21 protein-coding genes, 3 pseudogenes and 1 riboswitch are annotated in these 25,760 nt (G+C 36.2%); of the genes and pseudogenes, 23 read left to right on the top strand and 1 reads right to left on the bottom strand.

The window, feature by feature from the left end; genetic code table 11:
• A pseudogene (locus FS802_RS31075) lies at nt 1–446 on the bottom strand (excalibur calcium-binding domain-containing protein); the annotation flags it as partial.
• Between the two features lie 191 nt (nt 447–637).
• Here FS802_RS31075 and spoVFB point away from each other — a divergent pair.
• From spoVFB to FS802_RS14395, 23 genes and pseudogenes are all read left to right on the top strand, one after another.
• Nucleotides 638–826: pseudogene (spoVFB, locus tag FS802_RS14510) on the top strand (dipicolinate synthase subunit B); the annotation flags it as partial.
• Nucleotides 827–976: 150 nt separating this feature from the next.
• Nucleotides 977–2,023 (top strand): aspartate-semialdehyde dehydrogenase, encoded by a 1,047-nt coding sequence (gene asd, locus FS802_RS14505; RefSeq protein ID WP_098653387.1) that lies wholly within the window; start codon nt 977–979, stop codon nt 2,021–2,023.
• Nucleotides 2,024–2,046: 23 nt separating this feature from the next.
• Nucleotides 2,047–3,279: an aspartate kinase gene (gene dapG / locus FS802_RS14500; protein WP_000692477.1), complete on the top strand. Its 1,233-nt coding sequence runs from the start codon at nt 2,047–2,049 to the stop codon at nt 3,277–3,279.
• An 11-nt stretch (nt 3,280–3,290) separates the two neighbouring features.
• Nucleotides 3,291–4,169, top strand: coding sequence for a 4-hydroxy-tetrahydrodipicolinate synthase (gene dapA / locus FS802_RS14495; RefSeq protein WP_000564777.1), 879 nt, complete (start codon nt 3,291–3,293; stop codon nt 4,167–4,169).
• A gap of 776 nt (nt 4,170–4,945) precedes the next feature.
• Nucleotides 4,946–6,616 carry a ribonuclease J gene (locus FS802_RS14490; protein ID WP_000823080.1) on the top strand — a complete coding sequence of 557 codons (1,671 nt, stop codon included), beginning with the start codon at nt 4,946–4,948 and terminating at the stop codon, nt 6,614–6,616.
• Nucleotides 6,617–6,720: 104 nt separating this feature from the next.
• Entirely contained in the window at nt 6,721–7,470 is a 750-nt protein-coding gene (gene tepA / locus FS802_RS14485) for a translocation-enhancing protein TepA (protein ID WP_000139827.1), read from the top strand.
• Complete coding sequence (locus FS802_RS14480; RefSeq protein WP_098653388.1) at nt 7,467–7,670, top strand: YlzJ-like family protein; 204 nt, start codon at nt 7,467–7,469, stop codon at nt 7,668–7,670. Before tepA ends, FS802_RS14480 begins: the two co-directional genes overlap by 4 nt.
• 211 nt (nt 7,671–7,881) lie before the next feature.
• The gene (locus FS802_RS14475; RefSeq protein ID WP_098653389.1) at nt 7,882–10,266 is read left to right on the top strand and encodes a DNA translocase FtsK; all 2,385 of its coding nucleotides are present in this window, start codon (nt 7,882–7,884) and stop codon (nt 10,264–10,266) included.
• A gap of 204 nt (nt 10,267–10,470) precedes the next feature.
• Nucleotides 10,471–10,572: riboswitch (purine riboswitch) on the top strand.
• A gap of 232 nt (nt 10,573–10,804) precedes the next feature.
• A complete protein-coding gene (locus tag FS802_RS14465; RefSeq protein ID WP_000114178.1) occupies nt 10,805–11,530 on the top strand; it encodes a GntR family transcriptional regulator in 726 nt (241 codons plus the stop codon).
• Nucleotides 11,531–11,620: 90 nt separating this feature from the next.
• Nucleotides 11,621–12,697 carry a BMP family lipoprotein gene (locus FS802_RS14460; protein ID WP_000730596.1) on the top strand — a complete coding sequence of 359 codons (1,077 nt, stop codon included), beginning with the start codon at nt 11,621–11,623 and terminating at the stop codon, nt 12,695–12,697.
• Nucleotides 12,698–12,815: 118 nt separating this feature from the next.
• A complete protein-coding gene (locus FS802_RS14455) occupies nt 12,816–14,348 on the top strand; it encodes an ABC transporter ATP-binding protein (protein WP_000456927.1) in 1,533 nt (510 codons plus the stop codon).
• Complete coding sequence (locus FS802_RS14450; RefSeq protein WP_098653391.1) at nt 14,341–15,399, top strand: ABC transporter permease; 1,059 nt, start codon at nt 14,341–14,343, stop codon at nt 15,397–15,399. The genes FS802_RS14455 and FS802_RS14450 overlap by 8 nt, the downstream gene beginning before the upstream one ends.
• Nucleotides 15,400–16,359: an ABC transporter permease gene (locus FS802_RS14445; RefSeq protein ID WP_000008857.1), complete on the top strand. Its 960-nt coding sequence runs from the start codon at nt 15,400–15,402 to the stop codon at nt 16,357–16,359. It begins immediately after the preceding gene.
• Nucleotides 16,360–16,557: 198 nt separating this feature from the next.
• A complete protein-coding gene (yfmF, locus tag FS802_RS14440; RefSeq protein ID WP_000772421.1) occupies nt 16,558–17,832 on the top strand; it encodes an EF-P 5-aminopentanol modification-associated protein YfmF in 1,275 nt (424 codons plus the stop codon).
• Nucleotides 17,833–19,119, top strand: coding sequence for an EF-P 5-aminopentanol modification-associated protein YfmH (yfmH, locus tag FS802_RS14435; protein WP_000411958.1), 1,287 nt, complete (start codon nt 17,833–17,835; stop codon nt 19,117–19,119).
• 254 nt (nt 19,120–19,373) lie between these two features.
• Nucleotides 19,374–20,087 (top strand): elongation factor P 5-aminopentanone reductase, encoded by a 714-nt coding sequence (ymfI, locus tag FS802_RS14430; protein ID WP_000759595.1) that lies wholly within the window; start codon nt 19,374–19,376, stop codon nt 20,085–20,087.
• Nucleotides 20,088–20,184: 97 nt separating this feature from the next.
• On the top strand, nt 20,185–20,433 hold the full coding sequence (locus FS802_RS14425) for a DUF3243 domain-containing protein (protein ID WP_000114455.1): 249 nt from the start codon (nt 20,185–20,187) through the stop codon (nt 20,431–20,433).
• A gap of 139 nt (nt 20,434–20,572) precedes the next feature.
• The gene (locus FS802_RS14420) at nt 20,573–21,358 is read left to right on the top strand and encodes a DUF3388 domain-containing protein (protein ID WP_000574107.1); all 786 of its coding nucleotides are present in this window, start codon (nt 20,573–20,575) and stop codon (nt 21,356–21,358) included.
• Nucleotides 21,359–21,379: 21 nt separating this feature from the next.
• Entirely contained in the window at nt 21,380–22,291 is a 912-nt protein-coding gene (locus tag FS802_RS14415) for a helix-turn-helix domain-containing protein (RefSeq protein WP_048563303.1), read from the top strand.
• 63 nt (nt 22,292–22,354) lie between these two features.
• A complete protein-coding gene (pgsA, locus tag FS802_RS14410) occupies nt 22,355–22,933 on the top strand; it encodes a CDP-diacylglycerol--glycerol-3-phosphate 3-phosphatidyltransferase (RefSeq protein WP_001052975.1) in 579 nt (192 codons plus the stop codon).
• A gap of 20 nt (nt 22,934–22,953) precedes the next feature.
• Nucleotides 22,954–24,192 (top strand): competence/damage-inducible protein CinA, encoded by a 1,239-nt coding sequence (cinA, locus tag FS802_RS14405; RefSeq protein WP_098653392.1) that lies wholly within the window; start codon nt 22,954–22,956, stop codon nt 24,190–24,192.
• Nucleotides 24,193–24,335: 143 nt separating this feature from the next.
• Nucleotides 24,336–24,944 (top strand): annotated as a pseudogene (gene recA / locus FS802_RS14400) (recombinase RecA); the annotation flags it as partial.
• 97 nt (nt 24,945–25,041) lie between these two features.
• A complete protein-coding gene (locus FS802_RS14395; RefSeq protein WP_000301530.1) occupies nt 25,042–25,665 on the top strand; it encodes a PDDEXK family nuclease in 624 nt (207 codons plus the stop codon).
• The last annotated feature ends 95 nt before the right edge of the window (nt 25,666–25,760 follow it).

Raw genomic sequence — 25,760 nt, 5'->3', positions numbered from 1 at the left:
TCTTGTTTTTGAGCTTCCACAAGTTTACGTTGCTCCTCTTGTTTTTGAGCTTCTTCTTGTCTGCGTTTTTCTTCAGCAGCCTTTTTCTCTTCTTGAGCCTTTATTTCCTGATCTTCTTTTTCCTTCTCTTTTTTCTCTTGCTCTTCAGCTTTCTTATCTTTTTCCTTTTCATTCTTCTCTTGCTCTTGTTTTTCTTTTAATACTTTCTCATCAGCACTTTTTTTATCAATTGCAGCTTGTTGCTCTGGAGTCATTGATTTATTAGCAAATACACCTGCTAAAATAAACGAAATGAATAATACGGGTAAGAAAATTAATATAACTAGACCTCTTGTTTTTTTGTTGCCAAAACGAATTACTTTCCCCGGTTTAATTAGACCTATAATCAATGCAATTATTGCTAGCACTGATAATAATAAAAATAAAAATGTTAATACATTAAACAAATAAAAAACCTCCTAAATGAAATAATAACAATATTATTATATCAGAATTTAGGTATATAAAGGTTGTTTATGAAATAATAAAATATATGCTTAGGAATTTTTGCTTCCATATAAAGTTATAACAATTTAACTAATCATGATTTATATATAATAGAAGAAATAAAAAACACCTTCTTTGTTGTCACCATGTTGGAGTCAACCTCATGCGCCTAATGACTACAAAAAACATCTACTTCGTCCCATTCGGTCAAGATGCACCAGAGAAAAAACCGAACTCGATGGTAGCTCGTATGGAGCTGCTTGAAGATACAGTATTAGAAGCGCTGCAAGGGAAGCAATTGCAACCGGTTGTCGTAGAAAAATTCAGATATATGAATTAAAAAACGAAAAAAAACGGACAATTTTTGATGAAACCATCATTCTTACTGTAGAATATGATAAAATTAACGTTATTAAGATTAGAAGGGGTATTGTATACTCCTTCTGATTCTAAGTTATAGAAGGATTGGTATCTAGAAAGGGGCATAGTGATGGAAAAGCAAAAAACTTTTCATGTCGCTGTAGTTGGAGCAACCGGCGCAGTTGGTGAACAAATGTTAAATACTTTAGAGAAACGAGAATTTCCAATCGGGAAGTTAACGTTACTTTCATCTAAACGATCTGCAGGTAAGAAACTTGTATTTAAAGGCGAAGAATTTACAGTTCAAGAGGCAACTCCTGAAAGTTTTGAAGGAGTAGATATCGCACTATTTAGTGCTGGTGGATCTGTATCAAAACAATTAGCGCCAGAAGCAGCAAAGCGCGGTGCGATTGTTGTTGATAATACAAGTGCATTCCGTATGACAGAAAACGTGCCACTTGTTGTACCTGAAGTAAATGAAAACGACTTAAAAGAACATAATGGTATTATTGCAAATCCAAACTGTTCTACAATTCAAATGGTAGTAGCTCTTGAGCCAGTTCGTCAGCAATATGGTTTAAAACGAGTAATCGTTTCCACATATCAAGCTGTATCAGGTGCTGGTGCGGCAGCGATTGAAGAACTTCATGAACAATCACAAGCAATCTTAAATGGTGAAGAAGTGAAGGCAAATGTTTTACCTGTATCAGGTGATAAGAAACATTTCCAAATTGCTTTCAACGCGATTCCACAGATTGATAAATTCCAAGATAATGGATTTACGTTTGAAGAAATGAAAATGATTAATGAAACGAAAAAAATTATGCATATGCCTGAATTAGAAGTGGCGGCAACATGTGTACGTTTACCAGTTGTATCAGGTCACTCTGAGTCTGTTTACATCGAAGTAGAAAAAGAAGGTGTAACAGTAGAAGAATTCAAGAGTTTACTTGCAAATGCGGAAGGTATTGTTCTGCAAGATAATCCAGAAGAGCAGTTATATCCAATGCCAGCTACTGCAGTAGGTAAAAACGAAGTATTCGTTGGAAGAATCCGTAAAGATTTAAATAACGAAAAAGGATTCCATCTTTGGGTCGTATCTGATAACTTATTAAAAGGCGCTGCATGGAATTCTGTTCAAATTGCAGAGCGCTTAGTAAAATTACAATTAGTGTAAACGGCTAAGAGAAGGTGCAAAATATGAAAATTATTGTTCAAAAATTTGGTGGCACATCCGTACGTGATGAAAATGGACGTAAGCATGCGCTTCATCATATAAAAAAATCGCTAGATGCGGGTTATAAAGTAGTTACTGTCGTATCTGCTATGGGCCGTAAAGGTGAACCATATGCAACTGATACTTTGTTAAGTCTTGTAAATCAAGAGGAATCTCGCATTTCTAATCGTGAGCAAGATTTATTATTATCATGCGGAGAATTAATCTCAGCAATCGTCTTCTCTAACATGTTAAATGAGAACGGTATAAAAGCAGCAGCATTAAATGGTGCACAAGCTGGTTTTGTAACAAATGATGATTTTACAAATGCTAAGATTATTGAAATGAACTGCGATCGTATACATGAAGAGCTAGAAAATCTAGATGTAATCGTCGTTACAGGATTCCAAGGACAAACGAAAAAAGGTGATACGACAACACTTGGACGCGGAGGTAGCGATACTTCAGCTTCTGCATTAGGTGTTGCGCTTCATGCTGAATTTATTGATATCTTTACAGATGTAGAAGGTGTTATGACTGCGGATCCTCGCATTGTAAAAGATGCACGTCATCTTCAAACGGTAACATACAATGAAATTTGTAACATGGCATATCAAGGTGCAAAAGTCGTGCATCCACGTGCAGTTGAAATTGCGATGCATGCAAAAGTACCACTTCGTGTACGTTCTACGTATTCTGATAGTGAAGGTACGCTTATTTCAGCATCGGACGGTGCGACAAAAGGCCGTGATGTAGAAGAACGTCCTGTTACAGGTATCGCTCATGTATCAAATGTGACGCAAATTAAAGTGCTGGCAAAAGAAACAGCATATGATTTACAACAGCATGTGTTTAAAGAAATGGCGAATGAAGGAATCAGTGTCGATTTAATTAACATTTCACCTACTGGGGTAGCTTATACGGTGAGTGATAGTGTATCAAGTCGTGCAGTTGAATTATTAAAAAACCTTGGATATGAGCCAATTGTGACAGAGCATTGTGCAAAAGTATCTATTGTAGGAGCTGGAATGGCAGGATACCCAGGGGTTACTGCAAAAATCGTTACAGCTTTAGCGGAAAAAGGTATTCAAATTCTGCAATCGGCAGATAGCCATACGACAATTTGGGTTCTTGTAAAAGAAACTGATTTAGTGGAGGCTGTAAATGCATTACATAGTGCGTTTGAGCTTTCAAAAGAAAAGCAACTGGAACAATAAGGAGTGAGACCATGATAGATTTTGGGACAATTGCAACCGCGATGGTAACTCCGTTTGATAAAAACGGAAATATCGATTTTGCGAAGACAACGAAATTGGTAAATTATTTAATAGATAACGGTACAACAGCAATCGTGGTAGGAGGAACGACAGGAGAATCTCCTACATTAACTTCAGAAGAAAAAGTAGCGTTATATCGCCATGTCGTATCTGTTGTCGATAAAAGGGTGCCCGTAATCGCTGGAACAGGTAGTAATAATACGCATGCTTCTATTGACTTAACTAAAAAGGCAACAGAGGTTGGTGTTGATGCAGTAATGCTAGTAGCACCGTATTATAACAAACCGAGTCAAGAAGGAATGTATCAGCACTTTAAAGCAATTGCTGAAAGCACGCCGCTTCCGGTTATGCTATATAACGTTCCAGGACGATCTATTGTACAAATCTCCGTTGATACAGTTGTTCGTTTATCAGAAATAGAAAACATTGTTGCGATTAAAGATGCAGGCGGCGATGTGCTAACAATGACAGAAATCATTGAAAAAACAGCGGACGACTTTGCAGTATACAGCGGTGATGATGGTTTAACGTTACCAGCTATGGCAGTTGGAGCGAAAGGTATCGTTTCTGTAGCATCTCATGTGATTGGAAATGAAATGCAAGAAATGATTGCAGCATTCCAAGCAGGAGAATTTAAAAAGGCGCAAAAATTACATCAATTACTTGTAAGAGTAACGGATTCATTATTTATGGCGCCAAGCCCAACGCCAGTAAAAACAGCGTTACAAATGGTTGGATTAGATGTAGGTTCTGTACGTTTACCACTTCTTCCATTAACAGAAGAAGAAAGAGTAACGTTACAATCTGTTATGCAATCTATCCCTCGTTAATAAAAAATGACCTAGTGTAGAACTAGGTTATTTTTTTATGTTATAAAAATCTTTGCCTCTCGTTTCTCACCTACATGTGTTCTTATAAGATCATATTATGCCACTTGTTTAACCGCTTCTTCATTATGTGTTGCAACATGTATAAGAAAATAATCGTACACCTTTAAATGAATCAAAAAATCATAGTTATTATAGGATAAACATTTGTATAAACGTAATAAACTATCGATTCTGTTTTGTAGAGGGATTGTCTCAAATGTGACGTGATTCATAAAAAAGCTTCATTTTATAAGTGTTTTTGTTCGATTCTAGAAAAATAAGTCTTGAAAATCCATATTATGAAATTAATTTAGCGTATGTATGGCTATTTCTTCAAAATAATATGGAGTATAAAATCGGAGTAAATATAAAGGAAATACGTTCGATATTTTTGTTGTAATTCCGTTCTTTTACTTCTTCTTTCGCACGATTTAACTTGTGTTCTATTTCTTGTATCAGGTATAATATGGCTAAGTAGCTTAGTACGGGTATGCTTAGCAAAATTGGTAAAAATTATAATTTGATTACATTTTCATATCATATCGAATAAGATATTTGATTTATATAATGAAAGAGAGGTGAAACCTGGTTTAAAAAATAAACAAGGACATGATATCGCATAACGGTAAGGACATTCGTCTTGGACGGTGAATATATGGTGGTTGTAGAGTTTCCCCTGGTGTCTCTGCAATTTTAGTGAAATCAGTGTTTGAAAGATTTTTAAACCAGGCAACAACATGAAGAGAAAAGAGAATGAGTCTGTTAAAGTATTTGCTCTTGGTGGAGTAGGTGAAATCGGGAAAAACATGTACTGTGTTGAAATTGATTCTGAAATCTTTATTGTAGATGCAGGGTTAATGTTCCCGGGAGATGAAATGTTTGGAATTGATATCGTTATTCCGGATATTACATATTTAGTGGAAAACCAAGAGCGAGTAAAAGGTTTATTTATTACTCACGGTCATGAAGATCATATTGGTGGAATTGTTTACGTACTTCGTAAATTATCAATTCCTGTGTATGCAACGAAATTAACAGTAGGACTTATACAAGAAAAACTTGGCGAAGCGGGTATGTTAGGCCGTGTAGACTTAAAAACAATCGATTCAAATTCAACAGTAGAGTTTAATACTACAACGGTGTCATTCTTTGGAACGACACATAGTATTCCAGATTCTGTTGGTGTTTGTTTCCATACATCAAAAGGTGCTATCGTATATACGGGAGACTTTAAATTCGATCAAACTCCAATTGGAAATAGTGGAGCAGACCTTGGAAAAATGGCACAAATCGGAAATGAAGGCGTACTGTGCTTATTATCTGATAGTACAAATGCTGAGCGTCCAGGCTATACAGGTTCTGAAAAAGAAGTTGGTGTAGAAATTTCTAAAGTGTTCTACGGCGCAGAAGGACGTATTATCGTTGCTTCATTTGCATCGAATGTACATCGTATTCAACAAGTATTTGATGCAGCTGCTGAAACAGGACGAAAAGTAGCGGTTGTAGGACGTAGTATGGTGAAAGTAGTAGATATCGCAAGACGTCTTGGTTATTTAGATGTTCCAGAAGGTATGGTTATTTCACTACAAGAAGTAGACAATTTCCCAGAGAAAAAGGTAGCTATTTTAACGACAGGTAGCCAAGGTGAACCGATGGCAGCCCTTTCTAGAATGGCGAAGCAAGCTCATAAACAAATTTCAATTCGTAAAGGTGATACGGTTATTATTGCGGCTTCTCCAATTCCGGGTAATGAAATATCTGTATCGAAAATTATTGACTTGTTATTTAGAGCTGGAGCTGATGTTATTTATTACGGTGAAAGAAAAGTTCACGTTTCAGGTCACGGTAGCCAAGAAGAATTAAAGTTAATGTTAAATTTAATGAAACCGAAATATTTTGTACCCGTACATGGTGAGTTCCGTATGCAAAAAGCACATGCATATTTAGCTGAAGATGTAGGTATTGCAAGAGAGAATATCTTTATCGTAGAAAAAGGTGATGTGATTGCTTTTGGTGACGATGAAGCAAACTTAGTTGGCAAAGTACAAGCTGGTAATGTGTTAATTGATGGATTAGGTGTAGGTGACGTTGGTAATATCGTTCTTCGAGATAGAAAAATGTTATCTCAAGATGGAATATTAGTAGTTGTTGTAACACTTGGTAAAGATGAAAAGAAAATTATCTCTGGTCCAGAAATTATTTCACGTGGTTTTGTGTATGTTCGTGAATCAGAAGCGTTAATTGACCGCTCTACAGAGATTGTACGTATGATTGTTGAGCAATCGATTAAAGAGTATTCAATTGAATGGTCTATGTTAAAACAAAATATTCGTGAATTATTAGGGCAGTTCTTGTACGAAGAGACAAAGAGAAAACCTATGATTTTACCGATTATTATGGAAGTATAAAAAAGATCACCTTTACGGGTGATCTTTTTTTCTTTTTAAACTCTATCGAATGAAATTTATAACTTAAGAAATAATAGTTATATACGAGTGAAAGGGGATGCGATATGACAGAACGTGATCGTTATACAAATGAAGGGAAAGAGGCTGAGCCGAAAGAAACTGGGAAAGAAGCCTCGATAGTGGAAAAAATTCAACAGCTAGGGCAAACGAATGTACCACAAATGAATGAATCGAGTATTCATTGTTTAACAATCATTGGGCAGGTGGAAGGTCATGTTCAGTTGCCGCCGCAAAATAAAACAACAAAATATGAGCATATTATTCCGCAAATTGTTGCGATAGAACAAAATCCGAAAATTGAAGGTTTGCTTTTAATATTAAACACGGTCGGAGGTGACGTTGAAGCAGGATTAGCAATTTCTGAGATGGTAGCTTCGCTTTCAAAGCCAACGGTATCACTTGTTCTGGGCGGAGGGCATTCTATCGGTGTACCAATCGCCGTCTCTACGGATTATTCATTTATTGCGGAAACTGCGACGATGACAATTCATCCCATTCGTCTAACAGGCCTTGTTATAGGTGTGCCGCAAACATTTGAGTATTTAGATAAAATGCAAGAAAGAGTCATTCGATTTGTGACGAAGCATTCGAAAGTAACCGAAGATCGTTTTAAAGAACTTATGTTTGCGAAAGGGAACTTGACGCGAGATATTGGGACGAATGTAATTGGTGGCGATGCAGTAAAATATGGTCTTATAGATGATGTCGGTGGTATTGGGAATGCGATTCGAAAGCTGAATGAATTAATAGATGCTCGCATGGATGATAGTGCAGAAGGGAAAATGTTACAATGATTTTATACACAATTATGCCAGAGCAACTTGTATATCCAACTGATTATTCGCAATGTGAAAGCCAAAGAGTTGTAAATATAAACGGTGTTGAATTAATGGTTTCTGAAGAAGAACATGGGTGTTATTCTATTGTACGTGTGTTAAGTACGGATCCGCTACACTACTTAGAGTTTGAGCCCGGCCAGAAAATAACCTTTTAGCAAAAAGAAGGATTTTGTTTAGAAGCTATGGTATAATATAAAAAACAAGACGGTTGAGCAGCCATGAGAGGGCTGCTTTCTTCTGTTTATTTAACAATTTACAAGAAGTGTAAAAATAGAAGATATAAGACCTGAAAAATAGAGAAAACAGACATATAAGTAGAGCTTTTTTAAGGAAGCTCTACTTACATGTAGAACACGAGGTGAAGAAATGGCAAAACAAAAGCAAAGAGGGACGAAGGCAAAAGCAAGACGCACGATAAAGCCAACTTTGTATTATGAAATCGTCGGTTTAACTCTTTTTGCACTTTCAATCATTACGATTTTACAGCTAGGCGTTGTAGGGAAATCGTTTGTGTTATTTTTTCGCTTCTTCTTTGGTGAGTGGTACATAATTGGTGTGTTAGGTGTAATAGCTTTATCGGTTTCGTTTGTTATCAAACGCGGATGGCCGAACCTATTAAATAAACGGTTAATCGGTTTTTATTTAATAGTATTGGCGATATTAATGTTTAGTCATATTACATTATTTAACCTTCTTACGAAAGATGGAGCAGTGCAAAATACTTCTGTTATCGTGAGTACGAAAGATAACTTCTTTCTTGAAATGAAAAAGGGTCCAGATAGCGTTCATTTAGGTGGTGGCATGTTTGGTGCGCTTATGTTCGCGACTTGTTACTTCTTATTTGACGAAGTAGGAGCTTATATCATTGGTATTATTTTAGTTATTCTCGGCATACTTTGTATAACAAATAAGCATATTGGGGAAGTGCTTGCCCCTGTAGGAAGAATCCTTAGAAGTCAATTTGAAGTAATGCAAGGGGATTATAAAGATTGGAGATCCAAAAGGGCAGCTGAACAAACAGAAAAGAAAAAAACAACAAGAAGTACGAGGCGCGAACGTGTTGTGGAACAAGAAGAAATTGTTGAGCCGATGGAAGAAATTTCAATTGATCCTCCCATTATTTCGAATTTCACTGAGAATTATCCAGTAAATGAACAAGAGGATAAACGAATTGGCGAAGAACAGGAAGCAGAGTTAATAACTTCACCGTCTATTGAAGAGGCTCCGCCTGTTGAAGAATCTAAGAAAAAGCGTGGAGAAAAGATTGTAGAATCTTTAGAGGCGGAAACAAGTGCCCCGCCAATGCAATTTTCAAATGTAGAAAATAAAGATTATAAGCTTCCTGCAATTGATATATTGAAATTTCCTAAGAATAAGCAAGTTACAAATGAAAATGCAGAAATTTATGAGAATGCTCGTAAATTAGAACGTACATTCCAAAGTTTTGGAGTGAAAGCGAAAGTAACAAAAGTACATAGAGGTCCTGCAGTTACAAAATATGAAGTGTATCCTGATATGGGAGTAAAGGTAAGCAAAATCGTTAGTTTAAGTGATGATTTAGCACTTGCTTTAGCTGCGAAAGACATTCGTATTGAAGCACCTATTCCCGGGAAATCAGCTGTAGGGATTGAAGTTCCGAACTCAGAAGTATCTATGGTAACGCTTAGAGAAGTTCTTGATTCTAAGGCTAATAATCATCCGGAAGAGAAGTTGTTAATTGGTCTTGGACGAGATATTACAGGTGAAGCTGTATTAGCCCGTTTAAATAAAATGCCCCATTTACTAGTAGCTGGTGCGACAGGTAGCGGGAAAAGTGTATGTATTAATGGTATTATTGTTAGTATTTTAATGCGTGCAAAACCACATGAAGTAAAATTAATGATGATTGATCCGAAAATGGTAGAGTTAAATGTATATAACGGTGTTCCGCATTTATTAACACCAGTTGTAACTGATCCGAAAAAAGCATCACAAGCTTTGAAAAAAGTCGTAAGTGAAATGGAACGACGTTATGAGTTATTTGCTCATAGTGGCACGCGTAATATTGAAGGATATAATGATCATATTAAAGAACATAATAGTCAATCAGAAGCGAAACAACCGGAATTACCTTATATTGTAGTAATAGTGGACGAGTTAGCTGATTTAATGATGGTTGCTTCATCAGATGTAGAGGATGCGATTATGCGTTTAGCACAAATGGCTCGTGCGGCTGGTATTCATTTAATTATTGCGACGCAGCGTCCATCGGTTGATGTTATTACGGGAGTTATTAAAGCGAATATTCCATCACGTATTGCATTCGCTGTATCTTCTCAAACGGACTCTCGTACAATTCTTGACGGTGGTGGTGCAGAGAAACTGCTAGGTCGTGGAGATATGCTGTTTATACCAATTGGTGCATCGAAGCCAGTACGTGTACAAGGTGCATTTTTATCCGATGATGAAGTTGAGAGAGTTGTAGAGTATGTTATTGGTCAGCAAAAAGCGCAATATCAAGAAGATATGATTCCACAAGATGTTCCTGATACGAAGCAGGAAGTAGAAGATGAATTATATGATGAAGCAGTTCAGCTCGTAGTGGAAATGCAAACAGCATCTGTTTCTATGTTGCAACGTAGGTTTAGAGTAGGTTATACGCGAGCTGCCCGTTTAATTGATGCAATGGAAATGAATGGAGTAGTAGGTCCGTATGAAGGTAGTAAACCACGAGAAGTGCTCATTAATGATGTACAAGAAAAAAGTTCATAAAAAAAGCCTAATTGTTTTTTACAATTAGGCTTTTTTATATGCTAGTTTTGTTATATACTATATTCAGCAATAAAGAAAGGGCTTACATCTAAAGCGATTCTTTAGAATACGAATACTTTGATTATGTTTTTAATAAATGTTCGATATTTAATGTAGAAAAATGTTAAATTTTGTTGACACGTATGGGAGCAAGTGGTAAGATTACTTCGAAAAGAATCACTGCCTCATATAATCTTGGAGATAAGGTCCATAAGTTTCTACCCGGCAACCATGAATTGCTGGACTATGAGGGGAAAAGTGTGTAACAAAGGATGTAAGAGATCTTTGTGCCGAACTTTTTCTCGAAATGAGGAATGTTTATGGTGCAAAGTTTTTTTTATGCAGTAAAGAGTGAAAATTTCATCTTAAAAAATTATTAATATTTATTCGACAATTATGCTTATTTTTAGTATTTAGTGATTTTATTATGTTGTAAGTTGAAAAAAGAGAAAAGAAGTCTTACATCAGAGGTCGAATAATTGAAATGCGGGGGAGTCTTATGTCAGTAAAATCCGATAGTCGTCACCTATATTTACGGGTGATTGATCACATCAAAGAAAAAATTAAAGATGGAGCTTACAAAGAAAGACAGAAGCTACCATCAGAGTTTGATTTAGCGAAAGAACTTGGCGTAAGTAGAGCGACTTTAAGGGAAGCGCTGCGTATTTTAGAAGAAGAAAATGTTGTCATTCGTAGACATGGTGTAGGAACATTTGTAAATGCCAAGCCGTTATTTTCTTCAGGGATTGAACAACTTTCTAGTATTACAGATATGATTTCAAGTGTGGGGAAAACACCAGGAACTATCTTTTTATCATCATCTACAACAAGTTTAACAGAAGAAGAAAAAGAGAAGTTTAATAGTGAAGATGGTTTTAATGCAGTGATGATTGAACGTGTACGTACAGCAGATGGGGAACCTGTTGTATATTGTATCGATAAACTTGCAAAAGAAATATTGCCGGATTTATCGGGATACAACGAAGAATCATTGCTTACAGTGATACATAACAATACGCACAAACGTATCACATACGCAGTTGCTCACATTGAGCCAATTGGCTATCATTCGAAAATTTCACCGATTTTAGAATGTGAACCGGAAACGGCACTGCTAGTTTTAAAACAAATGCACTATGATCAAAATGATGAGCCAATCTTATATTCTATTAATTACTTTAGAGCTGATAAGTTTAGCTTCCACGTATTAAGAAAACGTATGTAGGTAAGTTCCATTTTAGGGAGGTGACAGCAAGAAGTTAGGGACAGCAGCGTATAAAAAAATAGACAAATCATTTCAGGAGGGGTTTCTAGTATGAAGAAAAAAACAGGTCTTTTATTATCATTAACATTAGCAGCAAGTGCGGTTTTAGGTGCATGTGGTAACTCGGATAAAGCGAGTAGTGACAAAAAAGGGGATAAAGAGTTTAAGGTTGGTATGGTTACAGATGTTGGGGGCGTTGATGACAAATCATTCAACCAATCTTCTTGGGAAGGATTAAAAAAGTTTGGTAAAGATAATGGATTAAAAGAAAAGACAAATTATCGTTACCTACAGTCTGAAAAAGAAGCAGATTATATTCCAAACTTAAAGAAATTTTCAAAAGATAAGTATGATTTATCTTTCGGAATTGGTTATAAATTAGAAGGTGCAATTAAAGAAGTAGCAAAAGAATCTCCAAAACAGCAATTCGCAATTGTTGATACGGTTGTAGATGCACCGAACGTAACAAGCATTACATTTAAAGATCATGAAGGATCATTCCTTGTAGGTGCGGTAGCAGCTATGTCAACAAAATCGAATAAAGTAGGATTTGTTGGTGGAATGAAGAGTGATTTAATTAGTAAATTTGAAAATGGATTTAAAGCTGGTGCAAAGGCAGTAAATCCAAACATTGAAATCGTATCTGAATATGCAGAAGCATTTGATAAACCTGAAAAAGGTACAGTTCTTGCTTCAGCAATGTACGGTCAAGGTGTAGATGTAATTTATCATGCTGCTGGTGGTACAGGTAACGGTGTGTTCACTGAAGCGAAAAACCGTAAGAAAAAAGGTGAAAATGTTTGGGTAATCGGTGTTGACCGTGACCAACATCAAGAAGGTATGCCTGAAAATGTAACATTAACTTCAATGATAAAACGCGTTGATGTAGCTGTAGAAAAAGTAGCTAAAGAAGCAAAAGATGGAAAGTTAAAAGGTGGAAAAATTGAAGCGTTTGGCTTAAAAGATGACGGTATTGGTATTTCAAAAACAACTGATAACGTGAAAAAAGTTAACCCTGAAATTTTAACAAAAGTAGAAGAATTTGAAAAGAAAATTACAGACGGTGAAATTAAAGTACCGGCTACAGATAAAGAGTATAAAGAATATGAAGCTTCTCTAAAAAAATAAATAGAGAAATAGCAAAGGTTAGTTCATAGAACTAACCTTTGTATGTATAAAACTTCCGAATTGCTTAATAAGTTAATAGTGTAATAGGGGAATGTTCCCTGTTAAAAGGAGGAACACAATGGAATACGTAATTGAAATGAATAATATTACGAAAGTATTCCCAGGCATTGTAGCGAATGATGATATTACGCTGCAAGTAAAGCAGGGTGAGATACATGCTTTACTTGGAGAAAATGGTGCAGGGAAATCCACATTGATGAATGTACTATTTGGTTTGTACCAACCAGAACAAGGTGAAATTAAAATTAAAGGAAAGTCTGTAAACATTACCAATCCGAATGTGGCAAATGACCTTGGTATTGGAATGGTTCATCAGCACTTTATGCTTGTTCATAATTTTACAGTTACAGAGAATATTATTCTCGGAAATGAACCGAAGAAAAAAGGGAAAATTGCTGTTGAGGAAGCTGCGAAAGAAATTCAAAAACTGTCTGAACAATACGGCTTAGCTGTAGATCCATATGCGAAAATACAGGATATTTCAGTTGGTATGCAACAGCGTGTTGAGATTTTGAAAACTCTTTACCGCGGTGCAGAAATTTTAATATTTGATGAACCGACAGCTGTGTTAACACCACAAGAAATTCATGAGCTAATTCAAATTATGAAAAAGCTTGTGCAAGAAGGAAAATCTATTGTTCTTATTACACATAAGTTGAAAGAAATTATGGAAGTTTGCGATCGTTGTACGATTATTCGTAAAGGAAAAGGGATTGGAACGGTTGACGTTGCAAATACGGATGAAAATAAACTTGCAGAATTAATGGTCGGACGTCAAGTGAATTTTAAAACAGAAAAAATAGACGCGAAGCCAAAAGAAGAGGTACTTTCAATTGCAAATCTTGTTGTTCACGATGCACGTCAACTACCTGCTGTAAAAGGCCTTGACTTAACTGTTCGTGCGGGGGAAATTGTTGGGATTGCAGGAATTGATGGAAACGGACAAAGTGAATTAATAGAAGCAATTACTGGTTTACGAAAAGTTGAGTCAGGTTCTATTGCAATTAGAGGAAAAGAAATAACAAATTGGCCTGTTAGAAGAATAACAGAAGAGGGAATTGGTCATATTCCAGAAGATCGTCATAAACACGGACTCGTTCTTGATTTTTCTGTTAGAGATAATATAGTTCTGCAAACGTACTATAAAAATCCGTTTTCAAAGAAAGGGATTTTAAATTTCAGCAAAATTACAGAAAAAGCAAAGGCTCTTATTGAACAGTTTGATGTACGTACACCTAGTGAGCAAACGTTAGCACGCGCTCTATCTGGGGGGAATCAGCAAAAAGCAATTATTGCACGTGAAGTAGACCGTGATCCAGATTTATTAATCGCGGCACAGCCAACACGTGGTTTAGATGTAGGAGCAATTGAATTTATTCATAAGAGATTAATAGAGCAAAGGGATAAAGGAAAAGGTGTATTACTTTTATCACTAGAGTTAGATGAAATCTTAAATGTTAGCGATCGAGTTGCTGTTATTTATGAAGGGAAAATTGTAGCAATAGTTGATGCGAAAGAAACGAATGAACAACAGCTTGGATTGTTAATGGCTGGAGGAACAAAGAAGGAGCAGGTGGGTACAAATGGCTAAAAAACTTTTAACAGAGCGAACGATAAATATTTTAGTCCCAGTACTATCCGTTATTTTCGGCTTACTTGTAGGAGCAATTGTAATGCTAGTTAGTGGCTATGACCCAATTGTTGGTTATAGTGCACTTTGGACAGGTATGTTCGGTAGCGCAAGTGCCATTGGTGAAACGCTTCGTACAATGATACCGCTTATTCTTGCTGGTTTATCGGTGGCGTTTGCATTTCGTACAGGTTTATTTAATATCGGGGTAGAGGGTCAATTGTTAGTTGGTTGGCTTGCGGCGGTTTGGTTCGGTTATGCAGTCTCACTACCGGCTTTCCTTCATATTCCATTATCTATTTTATTTGCAGCATTGGTAGGCGGAATTTGGGGCTTCATTCCGGGATATTTAAAAGGGAAGTTTCAAGTGAATGAAGTTATTGTAACCATTATGATGAACTATATTGCGTTGTATGTAACATATGACATTATTAAGCGTTTCTTACATGCGGGTAATGACAAAACGTATGATATTAAAGAGAGTGCGTCACTATCTTCAGACTGGCTTGCTTCTATTACTGATGGTTCACGTCTACACTGGGGAATTATGGTAGCGATTTTAATCGCTATTTTAATGTGGTTCTTATTAGATAGAACAACTTTAGGTTACGAATTAAAGTCGGTAGGATTTAATCAGCATGCTTCTCAATATGCAGGTATGAAAGTTTCTCGTAATGTAGTATTCTCCATGACAATTGCTGGTGCATTTGCGGGGATTGGTGGAGCGATGGAAGGATTAGGAACATTCCAGAGTATGACAGCGATGTCTTCGTTTACAGGAGTAGGATTTGACGGGATTGCTGTAGCATTACTTGGAGGGAATAATCCGTTTGGTATAATCCTTTCAGCTTTATTATTTGGTGGTTTGAAAAGTGCTTCCCCTCAAATGAACTTTGAGGCAGATGTACCATCAGAGCTTATTAATGTAATTATTGCATGTATCATCTTCTTTGTTGCATGTAGTTATGTGTTAAGATGGGCGCTTACACGCATGAGCAAGGAGGGGAAATAAATGAGCTTTTTAGATATATTAGCCATTCTTGTGACGGGTACGTTATATACATCAGCACCTATAATTTTCACAGCATTAGGTGGTGTATTTAGTGAACGATCGGGTGTTGTAAATATCGGATTAGAAGGACTAATGCTATTTGGTGCATTTATTGGAGTAGTTACAAATTTATTAATGGGTGATACTTGGGGAACGATGACTCCATGGATTGCGTTATTATTTGCGGCAATTGGTAGTGGATTATTTGCATTACTTCATGCGGTAGCCTCTATTACATTCCGAGCGGATCAAGTTGTGAGTGGTGTAGCAATTAACTTTTTATCTCTTGGTTTAACAGTATTTGCAATTAAGAAGATTTTTGATAAAGGACAGACTGACTTTATTCAGTATCGTATTGAAAAGATTGATATTCCAGGCCTTTCGGATATTCCGGTTTTAGGGAAAATATTTTTCTCGAACGTACCGATAACGTCGTATATTGCCATTATTTTAGCATTCGTTGTTTGGTATGTTATTTATAAAACACCGTTTGGTCTTCGTCTACGTGCTGTTGGTGAACACCCAATGGCAGCGGATACGATGGGGATTAACGTATATAAAATGCGCTATATTGGAGTCTGTATATCAGGAGTGTTTGCTGGAATTGGTGGAGCGATTTTTGCAATGTCAATTTCTAATAACTTCTCAGGGGCAACGATTACAGGACAAGGTTTCTTAGCTTTAGCTGCTATGATTTTTGGAAAGTGGAATCCACTAGGCGCACTAGGTGCAGCTCTATTCTTTGGTTTTGCGCAATCTCTTAGTGTAACAGGTGGAACAATTCCTGTATTAGATCAAATCCCAAGTGTTTTATTAACGATATTACCATATGTATTCACAATATTAGCACTTGTTGGTTTTGTAGGTCGTTCTGAAGCTCCGAAAGCGTTAGGAACGCCGTATGAAAAAGGAAAACGATAAGTATAAAAAAGCTCGCACATTAGTGTGGGCTTTTTTACATAGAATATATGTAATACGGAATTTTACTATGTTCCTTACATATAAAAGTTTTTAGAAAGAGCCTGATGTAAGTATAGTGAGGAAGAAAAGTTGATTTTTCATTTCTAAAAACTGTATATTGAAGAGGAATATTCCTATATACGTAAAGGAGGGCTATAAATGAAACTAATGGAACAACAGTTACATGAGTTAGGTGGTTTACGAGTACATATTATTCCGACTGATAAATATAAAACAAATACTTTTGTATTTCGTTTTAAAGCACCTTTAAATGAGGAGACGGTGACAGAGCGTGCCCTATTGCCATACGTATTGCAAAGTGCGACAGAAAAGCTTCCTTCTGTAATTCGTCTTCGTCAATATTTAGAAGAATTATACGGATCTTCTTTGGCAGTAGATGTAAGTAAAAAAGGAGAAGACCATATCATCTCTATTTATGTAGACATTGCAAATGAAGTGTATTTACATGATGCACCACCGTTATTTGAAAAAGCACTTTCTATGTTATCGGATATAGTTTTACATCCAGCAACAGAGGGGAATAGTTTTCTACCTTCTATCGTAGAAAGTGAAAAGAGAGCGCTCTTGCAACGAATTGAAGCTACGTACGATGATAAAATGCGCTATGCAAACGAGCGTTTAATTGAAGAAATGTGCAAAGTAGAACCGTATCGATTAAGTGCAAATGGAAAAAAAGAGAGTGTTGCATCTATTACAAATGAAAGTTTGTATCAATATTATCAAAAAGTGTTAGCGGAAGATGAAATGGATCTATACATTATTGGTGATATTTCAGAAAACGCAGTTGATCTTGTAAGTAAGTATTTTTCTATTTCAGCGCGTCCTGTGAGAGAAAGAAATGTACTTCTTCATAAGAGAAATAATGAAGAAAAAGAAGTTGTTGAAAAACAAGAATTAAAACAAAGTAAATTACACATCGGTTATCGTACGTTTATTACGTATAAAGACGAAGATTATTTTGCGCTGCAATTGTTCAATGGATTGTTTGGAGGATTTTCTCATTCAAAGTTATTCGTTAATGTTCGTGAAAAAAATAGTTTAGCGTACTATGCAGCGTCCCGCTTTGAAAGTCATAAAGGCTTATTGTTTGTCATGTCAGGAATCGAAGCGAAAAATTATGAAAAAGCTGTTGAAATTATTAAAGAACAAATGTTGGCGATGCAAAATGGTGATTTTTCAGAAGAAGAGATGCATCAAACGAAAAGTGTTATTCAAAATCAAATATTAGAGGCGATTGATACACCGCGCGGATTTGTGGAAATGCTGTATCATGGTATTATTTCAGACCGTACGCGTCCGGTTGAAGAATGGCTTTCAGGTATTGAAAGTGTGACGAAAGAAGAGATTGTGAAAGTTGCTAAAAATATTGAACTAGATACAATTTACTTTTTACATGGAACGGAGGGAGAATAAATGGAGAAAATTGTTTATGAGCAATTAAAAGAGACACTCTATTATGAAAAACTTCCTAATGGATTAGATGTATATATTTTACCGAAGCAAGGATTTAATAAAACATTTGCAACGTTTACGACAAAATATGGTTCTGTGGATAATACATTCGTGCCACTAGGTAAAGAAGAAATGGTTCGTGTACCTGATGGAATTGCTCATTTTCTTGAGCATAAATTATTTGAAAAAGAAGATCACGATGCTTTCCAATTGTTTAGTAAGCAAGGAGCATCAGCAAATGCTTTCACATCTTTCACAAGAACAGCTTACCTGTTTTCATGTACATCAAATGTAGAACAAAATTTAAATACATTGTTAAACTTCGTACAAGAGCCTTACTTCTCTGAAAAAACAGTTGAAAAAGAGAAGGGGATTATTGGGCAAGAAATTCAAATGTATCAAGATAATCCAGATTGGCGCTTATACTTTGGATTAATTGATAGCTTGTTTGTAAAGCACCCAATTAAAATTGATATTGCAGGGACAATCGAGTCTATTAGTAAAATTACGAAAGACTTATTATATGAATGTTATGAAACATTTTATCATCCGAGCAATATGTTATTGTTCGTTGTGGGGGCAATTGATCCAGAGAAAACAATGGATTTAGTACGTGAAAATCAAGCGAAAAAAGATTATAAAAACCAGCCAGAAATTGTACGTTCATTTGAGGAAGAACCAGATGAGGTAAATGAAAAGAAGAAAATTATTTCCATGCCTGTACAAACACCGAAATGTTTAGTTGGTATTAAAGCGACAAATTTAAAAGAAAAAGGGAAAGCCCTTTTAAAACAAGAAATTGCGCTTACGTTACTTTTAGATTATTTATTTGGGAAAAGCTCCGTCCATTACGAATCTTTATATAATGAAGGTCTTATTGATGATTCGTTCTCGTATGATTATACGGAAGAGAATAACTTCGGTTTTGCAATGGTTGGCGGCGATACGAAGCAACCTGATGAGTTGGAAGAGCGTTTGAAAAGCATTTTACTAAATACAAATTATGATCAATTAGATGAGGTGGCATTAGAACGAGTAAAGAAAAAGAAAATAGGTGGCTTTTTACGATCGTTGAATTCGCCGGAATATATTGCAAATCAATTTACACGATATGCGTTTAATGAATCTAGTCTGTTTGAGGCATTGACTGTATTAGAAAGTCTAACTGTTCAAGATTTACAAGAAGTAGCCAAATTATTATTATCAGAAGAAAGAATGAGTGTTTGTCAAGTTTTACCGAAAAAATAAAAGGTTTCATAATAATACCCTCATCTTATCATTGATAAATTGTAAGATGAGGGTATTATTTACCCCGCATTAACGGGCAGTAAGACCCCCACTTAAAAATTCAGTGAAAGCACAGAAGTAGGTGGGGGGATCAACTGCCCGTAAAAGCCCGATTGGTTCAACTAATAATCAGTGGGGGATGTTCATCCACCCACTGATTAAAGTTTCACTTTATTTGTAGGAAAAAGATTTTGTTGAGATAAGAGAGGAATTATATGAAAAAGTATGCATTAGTAACTGGAGGAAGCGGAGGGATTGGCTCTGCTATTTCAAAACAATTAATTCAAGACGGATATACAGTATATGTTCATTATAATAACGGTGAAGGGCAAGTGAATGAGCTACAGAAAGAGTGGGGGGAAGTGATTCCTGTTCAAGCGGATTTAGCTTCTAGTGATGGAGCAGAGCAATTGTGGAAACAAATTGAACATCCTCTTGATGTTATCGTATATGCAGCTGGGAAGAGTATCTTTGGGCTCGTAACAGATGTAACGAACGATGAATTAAATTATATGGTAGAACTTCAAGTGAAGAGCATCTATAAACTATTATCAATGGCACTGCCATCAATGATTCAGCGGAGAAGCGGTAATATTGTACTTGTTTCGTCTATATGGGGACAAATTGGTGCATCATGTGAAGTGCTTTACTCGATGGTAAAAGGTGCACAAAATTCATATGTGAAAGCATTAGCAAAAGAAGTTTCATTAAGTGGAGTAAGAGTGAACGCGGTAGCACCAGGTGCAATTGAAACGGAAATGTTAAACGTATTTTCAGAAGAGGATAAGAATGAAATTGCTGAAGAGATTCCGTTAGGACGATTAGGATTACCAGAAGAAGTAGCGAAAACAGTGTCATTTCTCGTGTCACCAGGTGCATCTTACATAACGGGACAAATTATCGGAGTGAATGGCGGTTGGCATTGCTAAAAAATTCTTACATAAAAAATAAAAAACTCTTACATAAAAAATAAAAAACTGTACAAATTAAGCATGATTCTATTATTAAGTAGTGAGGTGCTTAAATATGTCAGTTTTAGATAATTTTGATCAATGGAAGAGCTTTTTAGGAGAACGTTTAGAACAGGCATCAGGAAAAGGTCTTGATGGTGGTGCTGTATCAGATATGGCATTTCGTGTTGGAGATTATTTAGCAAATGAAGTAGAAGCGCGCAACGACCAAGAGAAATTATTGTCTGAGCTTTGGAAAGTCGCTGATGAACAAGAGCAACATACAATCGCAAACTTAATGGTGAAGTTTGTACAGCATAAGTAAAAAATAGAGAGGAGAATCTCCTCTCTATTTTTTTTGTATAATAATAACGCGGGATAGATTATACATTTAGCTTCCCTATTAAGGTGAAATCATATAATATAGTACGTAGGTGTAAAGTAAGCAAGGGGAGTGATCTTGGATGATTGAATGGTATTTTGAATATGAAATACATAAAAACCGACCTGGCTTGCTTGGTGACGTTTCTTCGTTAATCGGTATGCTCGGCATTAATATTGTCACAATTAATGGTGTAGATAATGCACGCCGTGGATTACTCCTTATGTGTGATAATCAAGAGCAAATCTCTAGACTTGAATCAATTTTAAATACGATGGATAACATAACGGTAACGAAATATCGTCCGCCAAAGCTAAGAGATAAGCTAGCGGTTAGACATGGTAGGTACATACAACGAGATGCAGATGATAAGAAGACATTTCGATTTGTACGTGATGAATTAGGGTTACTTGTAGACTTTATGGCTGAAATAATGAAAAAAGAAGGTCATAAACTAATCGGGATACGAGGAATGCCTCGTGTCGGAAAAACAGAATCCATAGTTGCCGCAAGTGTTTGTGCAAATAAAAGATGGTTATTTGTATCATCTACTCTTATTAAGCAAACTGTTCGTAGTCAATTGATTGAAGATGAGTATAGCGACGACAATATTTTTATCTTAGATGGAATCGTGTCAACAAAGCGTGCTAACGAAAGGCATTGGCAGCTTGTTCGTGAAATTATGAGATTACCTGCAACGAAAGTTGTGGAACATCCTGACGTATTTGTGAGTCAGTCAGAATACACATTGGATGATTTTGATTATATTATCGAGTTGCGTAACGATTATGATGAAGAAATTCAATATAATTTAGTAGATGAAATTGAGCAAGGTACGCAAAATAATTTCTCTATGTTTGACTTTTAAAGAAATATTGAGGTGTTAGTAGTGACAGAATTAGGACAAAAGCTGAAAGAAGCAAGAGGAACGAAGGGCTTGTCTATGGATCAGCTGCATGAGATTACAAAAATTCAAAAACGCCATTTAGTAGCGATTGAGGAAGGCAATTATGATGTATTGCCAGGAGCTTTTTATGCGCGTGCATTCATTAAACAATACGCAGATGCGGTTGGGTTAAATGGAGAGGAACTGCTTGTAGAATATCAGAGTACGATACCACAATCTGAAAAACGCGACGTTCCACAAGTATCAACAGGACAAAAAACACAAGAAACAATGCAAAAATCTTCATCATGGCCAATTGCAGATCATATGCCGAAAGTTTTAGTTGCGCTATTAGTAATTGCATTTGGAGTGGTGATTTGGTTTGTTTTCCAAGCGTTAACTGGAAAAGGTGATGAGAAAGTTCCGAATGCTCAAAGTGAGAAAATTGAAGTTAAAAAAGCGGAAAACTCTCCGTTAGATACGAAGAAAGATGAAGTGAAAGCGGAAGAGCCGAAAAAAGAGGAACCAAAGAAAGAAGAGCCAAAGAAAGAGGAACAACCAGCACAACCAACTGGAAAAGAAGAAGTGAAAGTAGTTGGAACAGCTGGTAAAGTATCTACTTTGGAAATTCATAATAATAAAACATTAGAACTGGAAATATCGGGTAAAGGTGCGAGTTATGTAGATGTTAAAGATGATACTGGTAAAGTAATTTTAAACACTACAGTACAAGAGGGCCAAATAGAAAAACATGATGTATCAACAGTAAAAGAAGTGCGACTTAATATTGGAAATGCAACGAATGTTGAAGTTAAACTGAATGGCCAAGTGGTCGCTTTCCCATTGGATCCAGAAAAAGAACTTCACCAAAGATTGGTGATAAAAAACCAAGGGATAGAGCAACCTGCACAATAACAGTCATCGCTTCGATGACTTTTTTCAATGAACAAATGTTTTTGATACGATGGAGGAATAGCTGTGAATTTACCAAATAAAATTACAATATCTAGAATCTTCTTAATTCCAATTTTTATGGTAATTATGTTAGCGCCCTTTGATTGGGGTTCATACACAATTGGTGATGTTGATTTGCCAATTCAACATTTAGTGGGAGCACTTATCTTTATTGTTGCTTCGGCTACAGATTGGATTGATGGACATTACGCAAGAAAGTATAATCTTGTAACGAATTTAGGGAAGTTTCTTGACCCGTTAGCTGATAAATTACTTGTTTCAGCAGCACTTATTACATTAGTTGAGATGCAATACGTACCTGCTTGGATCGTTATTGTGATTATCAGCCGTGAGTTTGCAGTAACTGGTTTACGCCTTGTACTTGCTGGAACAGGAGAAGTAGTGGCAGCAAATCAGTTAGGGAAAATTAAGACGTGGACACAAATTATTGCAATTGCGGCGTATTTATTACACGATGTACCTTTAAATTTAATCCATATCCCAGTTGCTGATATTTTCATATGGATTGCATTAATCTTTACTGTTATTTCAGGGTGGGATTATTTCTGGAAAAATAGAGCTGCTTTTGTAAACTCAAAATAGAAGTTTATGGGGGAATTAGGATGAATGCTGAAATTATTGCGGTTGGAACTGAATTATTACTTGGACAAATTGCAAATACAAATGCCCAGTTTTTATCTGAAAAGTTAGCTTCAATCGGAATTAATGTGTACTACCATACTGTAGTTGGAGATAATAACAAGCGATTACAGCAGGCGATTGAAGTTGCAGAAGAACGTGCTGATATACTTATTTTCACAGGTGGATTAGGCCCGACAAAAGATGATTTGACGAAAGAAACGATATCTTCTAGTTTGGGTGAAGAGCTTGTGTATGATGAAAAGGCATTAGCATCGATAAGCGAGTACTTTAAGCGTACAGGTCGCGAGTTCACAGAGAATAATAAAAAGCAAGCGCTCGTTTTGAATGGAGCAACTGTATTTGCGAATGATCACGGCATGGCACCTGGTATGGGGCTAAATAAGAACGAGAAAGTTTATATTTTATTACCAGGACCACCGAAAGAGATGAAGCCGATGTATATAAGTTATGTAGAGCCTTTTTTACGTAACTTTACAACAGGAGAAAACATTTATTCTCGTGTGCTTCGCTTTTTCGGGATTGGGGAATCACAATTAGAAGTGAAAGTTCAAGATTTAATTGATGGACAAACGAACCCGACAATCGCCCCCCTTGCGAATGATGGAGAAGTGACACTACGTTTAACTGCCAAACATCAAAATGCTGATGAAGCGGCGAAACTCATTCAGCATATGGAAGATTTGATTTTAGAAAGAGTAGGAGAATTTTTCTACGGGTATGATCAAGAGTTTCTGCATGATAAGGCGATAGAGTTATTGAAGAAAAAAGGATTAACTTTAGCGTGTGCAGAAAGTTTAACCGGTGGTCTCTTCGGCAATCAAGTAACAGAAAGTGCTGGTGTGTCTTCAGTATTTAAAGGCGGTGTCATTTGTTATCATAATGATGTGAAGCAACATGTTTTACATGTACCTGGGGAAGTGTTGTCTACTGATGGTGCAGTTAGTAAAGAATGTGCTCGTTATCTTGCTGAAAATGTTAAGGGCTTATTAAAAGCGGATATCGGAATTAGTTTCACTGGGGTAGCAGGACCGGATGCTTCAGAACATAAAGAGCCGGGAACAGTATTCGTTGGATTGGCGATGAAGGATGAACCAACTGTAGTCTTTCCTCTTAATTTAAGTGGAAGTCGTCAACAAATTAGGGAACGTTCGGTGAAATATGGATTTTATCATTTATATAAAAAGCTAGAAGAGATATAAGTTTCTTCTAGCTTTTTTTATGGTTAAACTCAGTTTTATTTAATGGAAAATAAAAAAATCGAATAAATGTTCGATTTTTGTTGGCAAATTGAATTGAAAATAGGTATAATAAGATTAGCAATTCAGTTAAGGAGGAATTTTGAATGAGTGATCGTCAAGCGGCGTTAGATATGGCGTTAAAACAAATAGAGAAGCAATTCGGTAAAGGTTCAATTATGAAATTAGGAGAACAAGCGGAGCGTAGAATTTCTACAATTTCAAGTGGTTCTTTAGCACTTGATGTAGCACTAGGGGTAGGCGGATACCCACGTGGCCGTATTATCGAAATTTATGGACCAGAAAGTTCAGGTAAAACAACAGTTTCATTACACGCAATCGCTGAAGTACAGCGTCAAGGTGGACAAGCAGCGTTTATTGATGCGGAGCATGCAATGGATCCTGTATATGCACAAAAATTAGGCGTTAACATAGATGAATTACTATTATCACAACCTGATACAGGGGAGCAAGGACTAGAAATCGCAGAAGCACTTGTACGAAGTGGCGCGGTTGATATTATCGTAATTGACTCTGTAGCAGCTCTTGTACCGAAAGCTGAGATTGAAGGAGACATGGGTGACTCACACGTAGGTCTACAAGCTCGTTTAATGTCTCAAGCACTTCGTAAGCTGTCAGGTGCAATCAATAAATCAAAAACAATCGCAATCTTTATTAACCAAATTCGTGAAAAAGTTGGGGTTATGTTCGGAAATCAACCACAAGTTGCTTAATCAGAGCGTAGTACTTGAATCTTTATTTGTCTTCTTCATTTAAGTCTTTATAAGGGATTTCTTATAAGGAGAGATTAAGGTGGCAGTGACAATTGGAAATAGAACTTATCGAAACATAGAACAATGGCAAGTGGATTTTATCGCGACACATGCGGAGAGAAAATTAAAAGATATAGGTAAAGAAATTAATCTTGATGAAAGGCGAGTAGGTGAAATATTAAAGTTACTCGGAATTAAAAGAACCAGACATAGGAAGATTTATTTACCTAAAACCGCAGAAGTTGAACAAGAGTTAAAAAATCCATATTTATCACATGTTGAAATTGCCGTTAAGTATGGCGTATCCGATACATGTGTTGCTAAAAGGAGAAAAGAGCTTAATGTAAAGGTCAGAAAGAAAAATTATGATACTTTACTGGAACAACAGGTTGAACAGATATTATTAAGCTTAGATCTGGCGTTCATTAAGCAAAAAAGAATCGATAAGTGGTCTATTGATTTCTACTTAGGTAGAAAATATTGTTTAGATGTCCATGGGAAATGGGCACACTCACTCAAAAAAATAAAAGAACGAGATAAAAGAAAACTTTTATTTATGGAAGAGAGCTGCTATAAATATCTTGTTATACATGAAGAAGAGTTAGTAAATAAAGAAAAAGTCGCACAAAAGATTAAGGAGTTTACCATGGGTTTCCCTTGCTAGTGATAGCATGTTAAAAAACCTTGTGAACCTTATTGCCTAAGGGTGTAACTATTTATATAGTTGCTAACGGTGAAGCCCACCATTATTTAGGGTAA

Origin of the sequence: Bacillus sp. DE0042 (assembly GCF_007680225.1) — a bacterium.
Taxonomy (GTDB): Bacteria; Bacillota; Bacilli; order Bacillales; family Bacillaceae_G; genus Bacillus_A; species Bacillus_A wiedmannii.
Note: the sequence above shows the minus strand (reverse complement) of the source record. Positions and strands in the feature narration are given on the sequence as shown.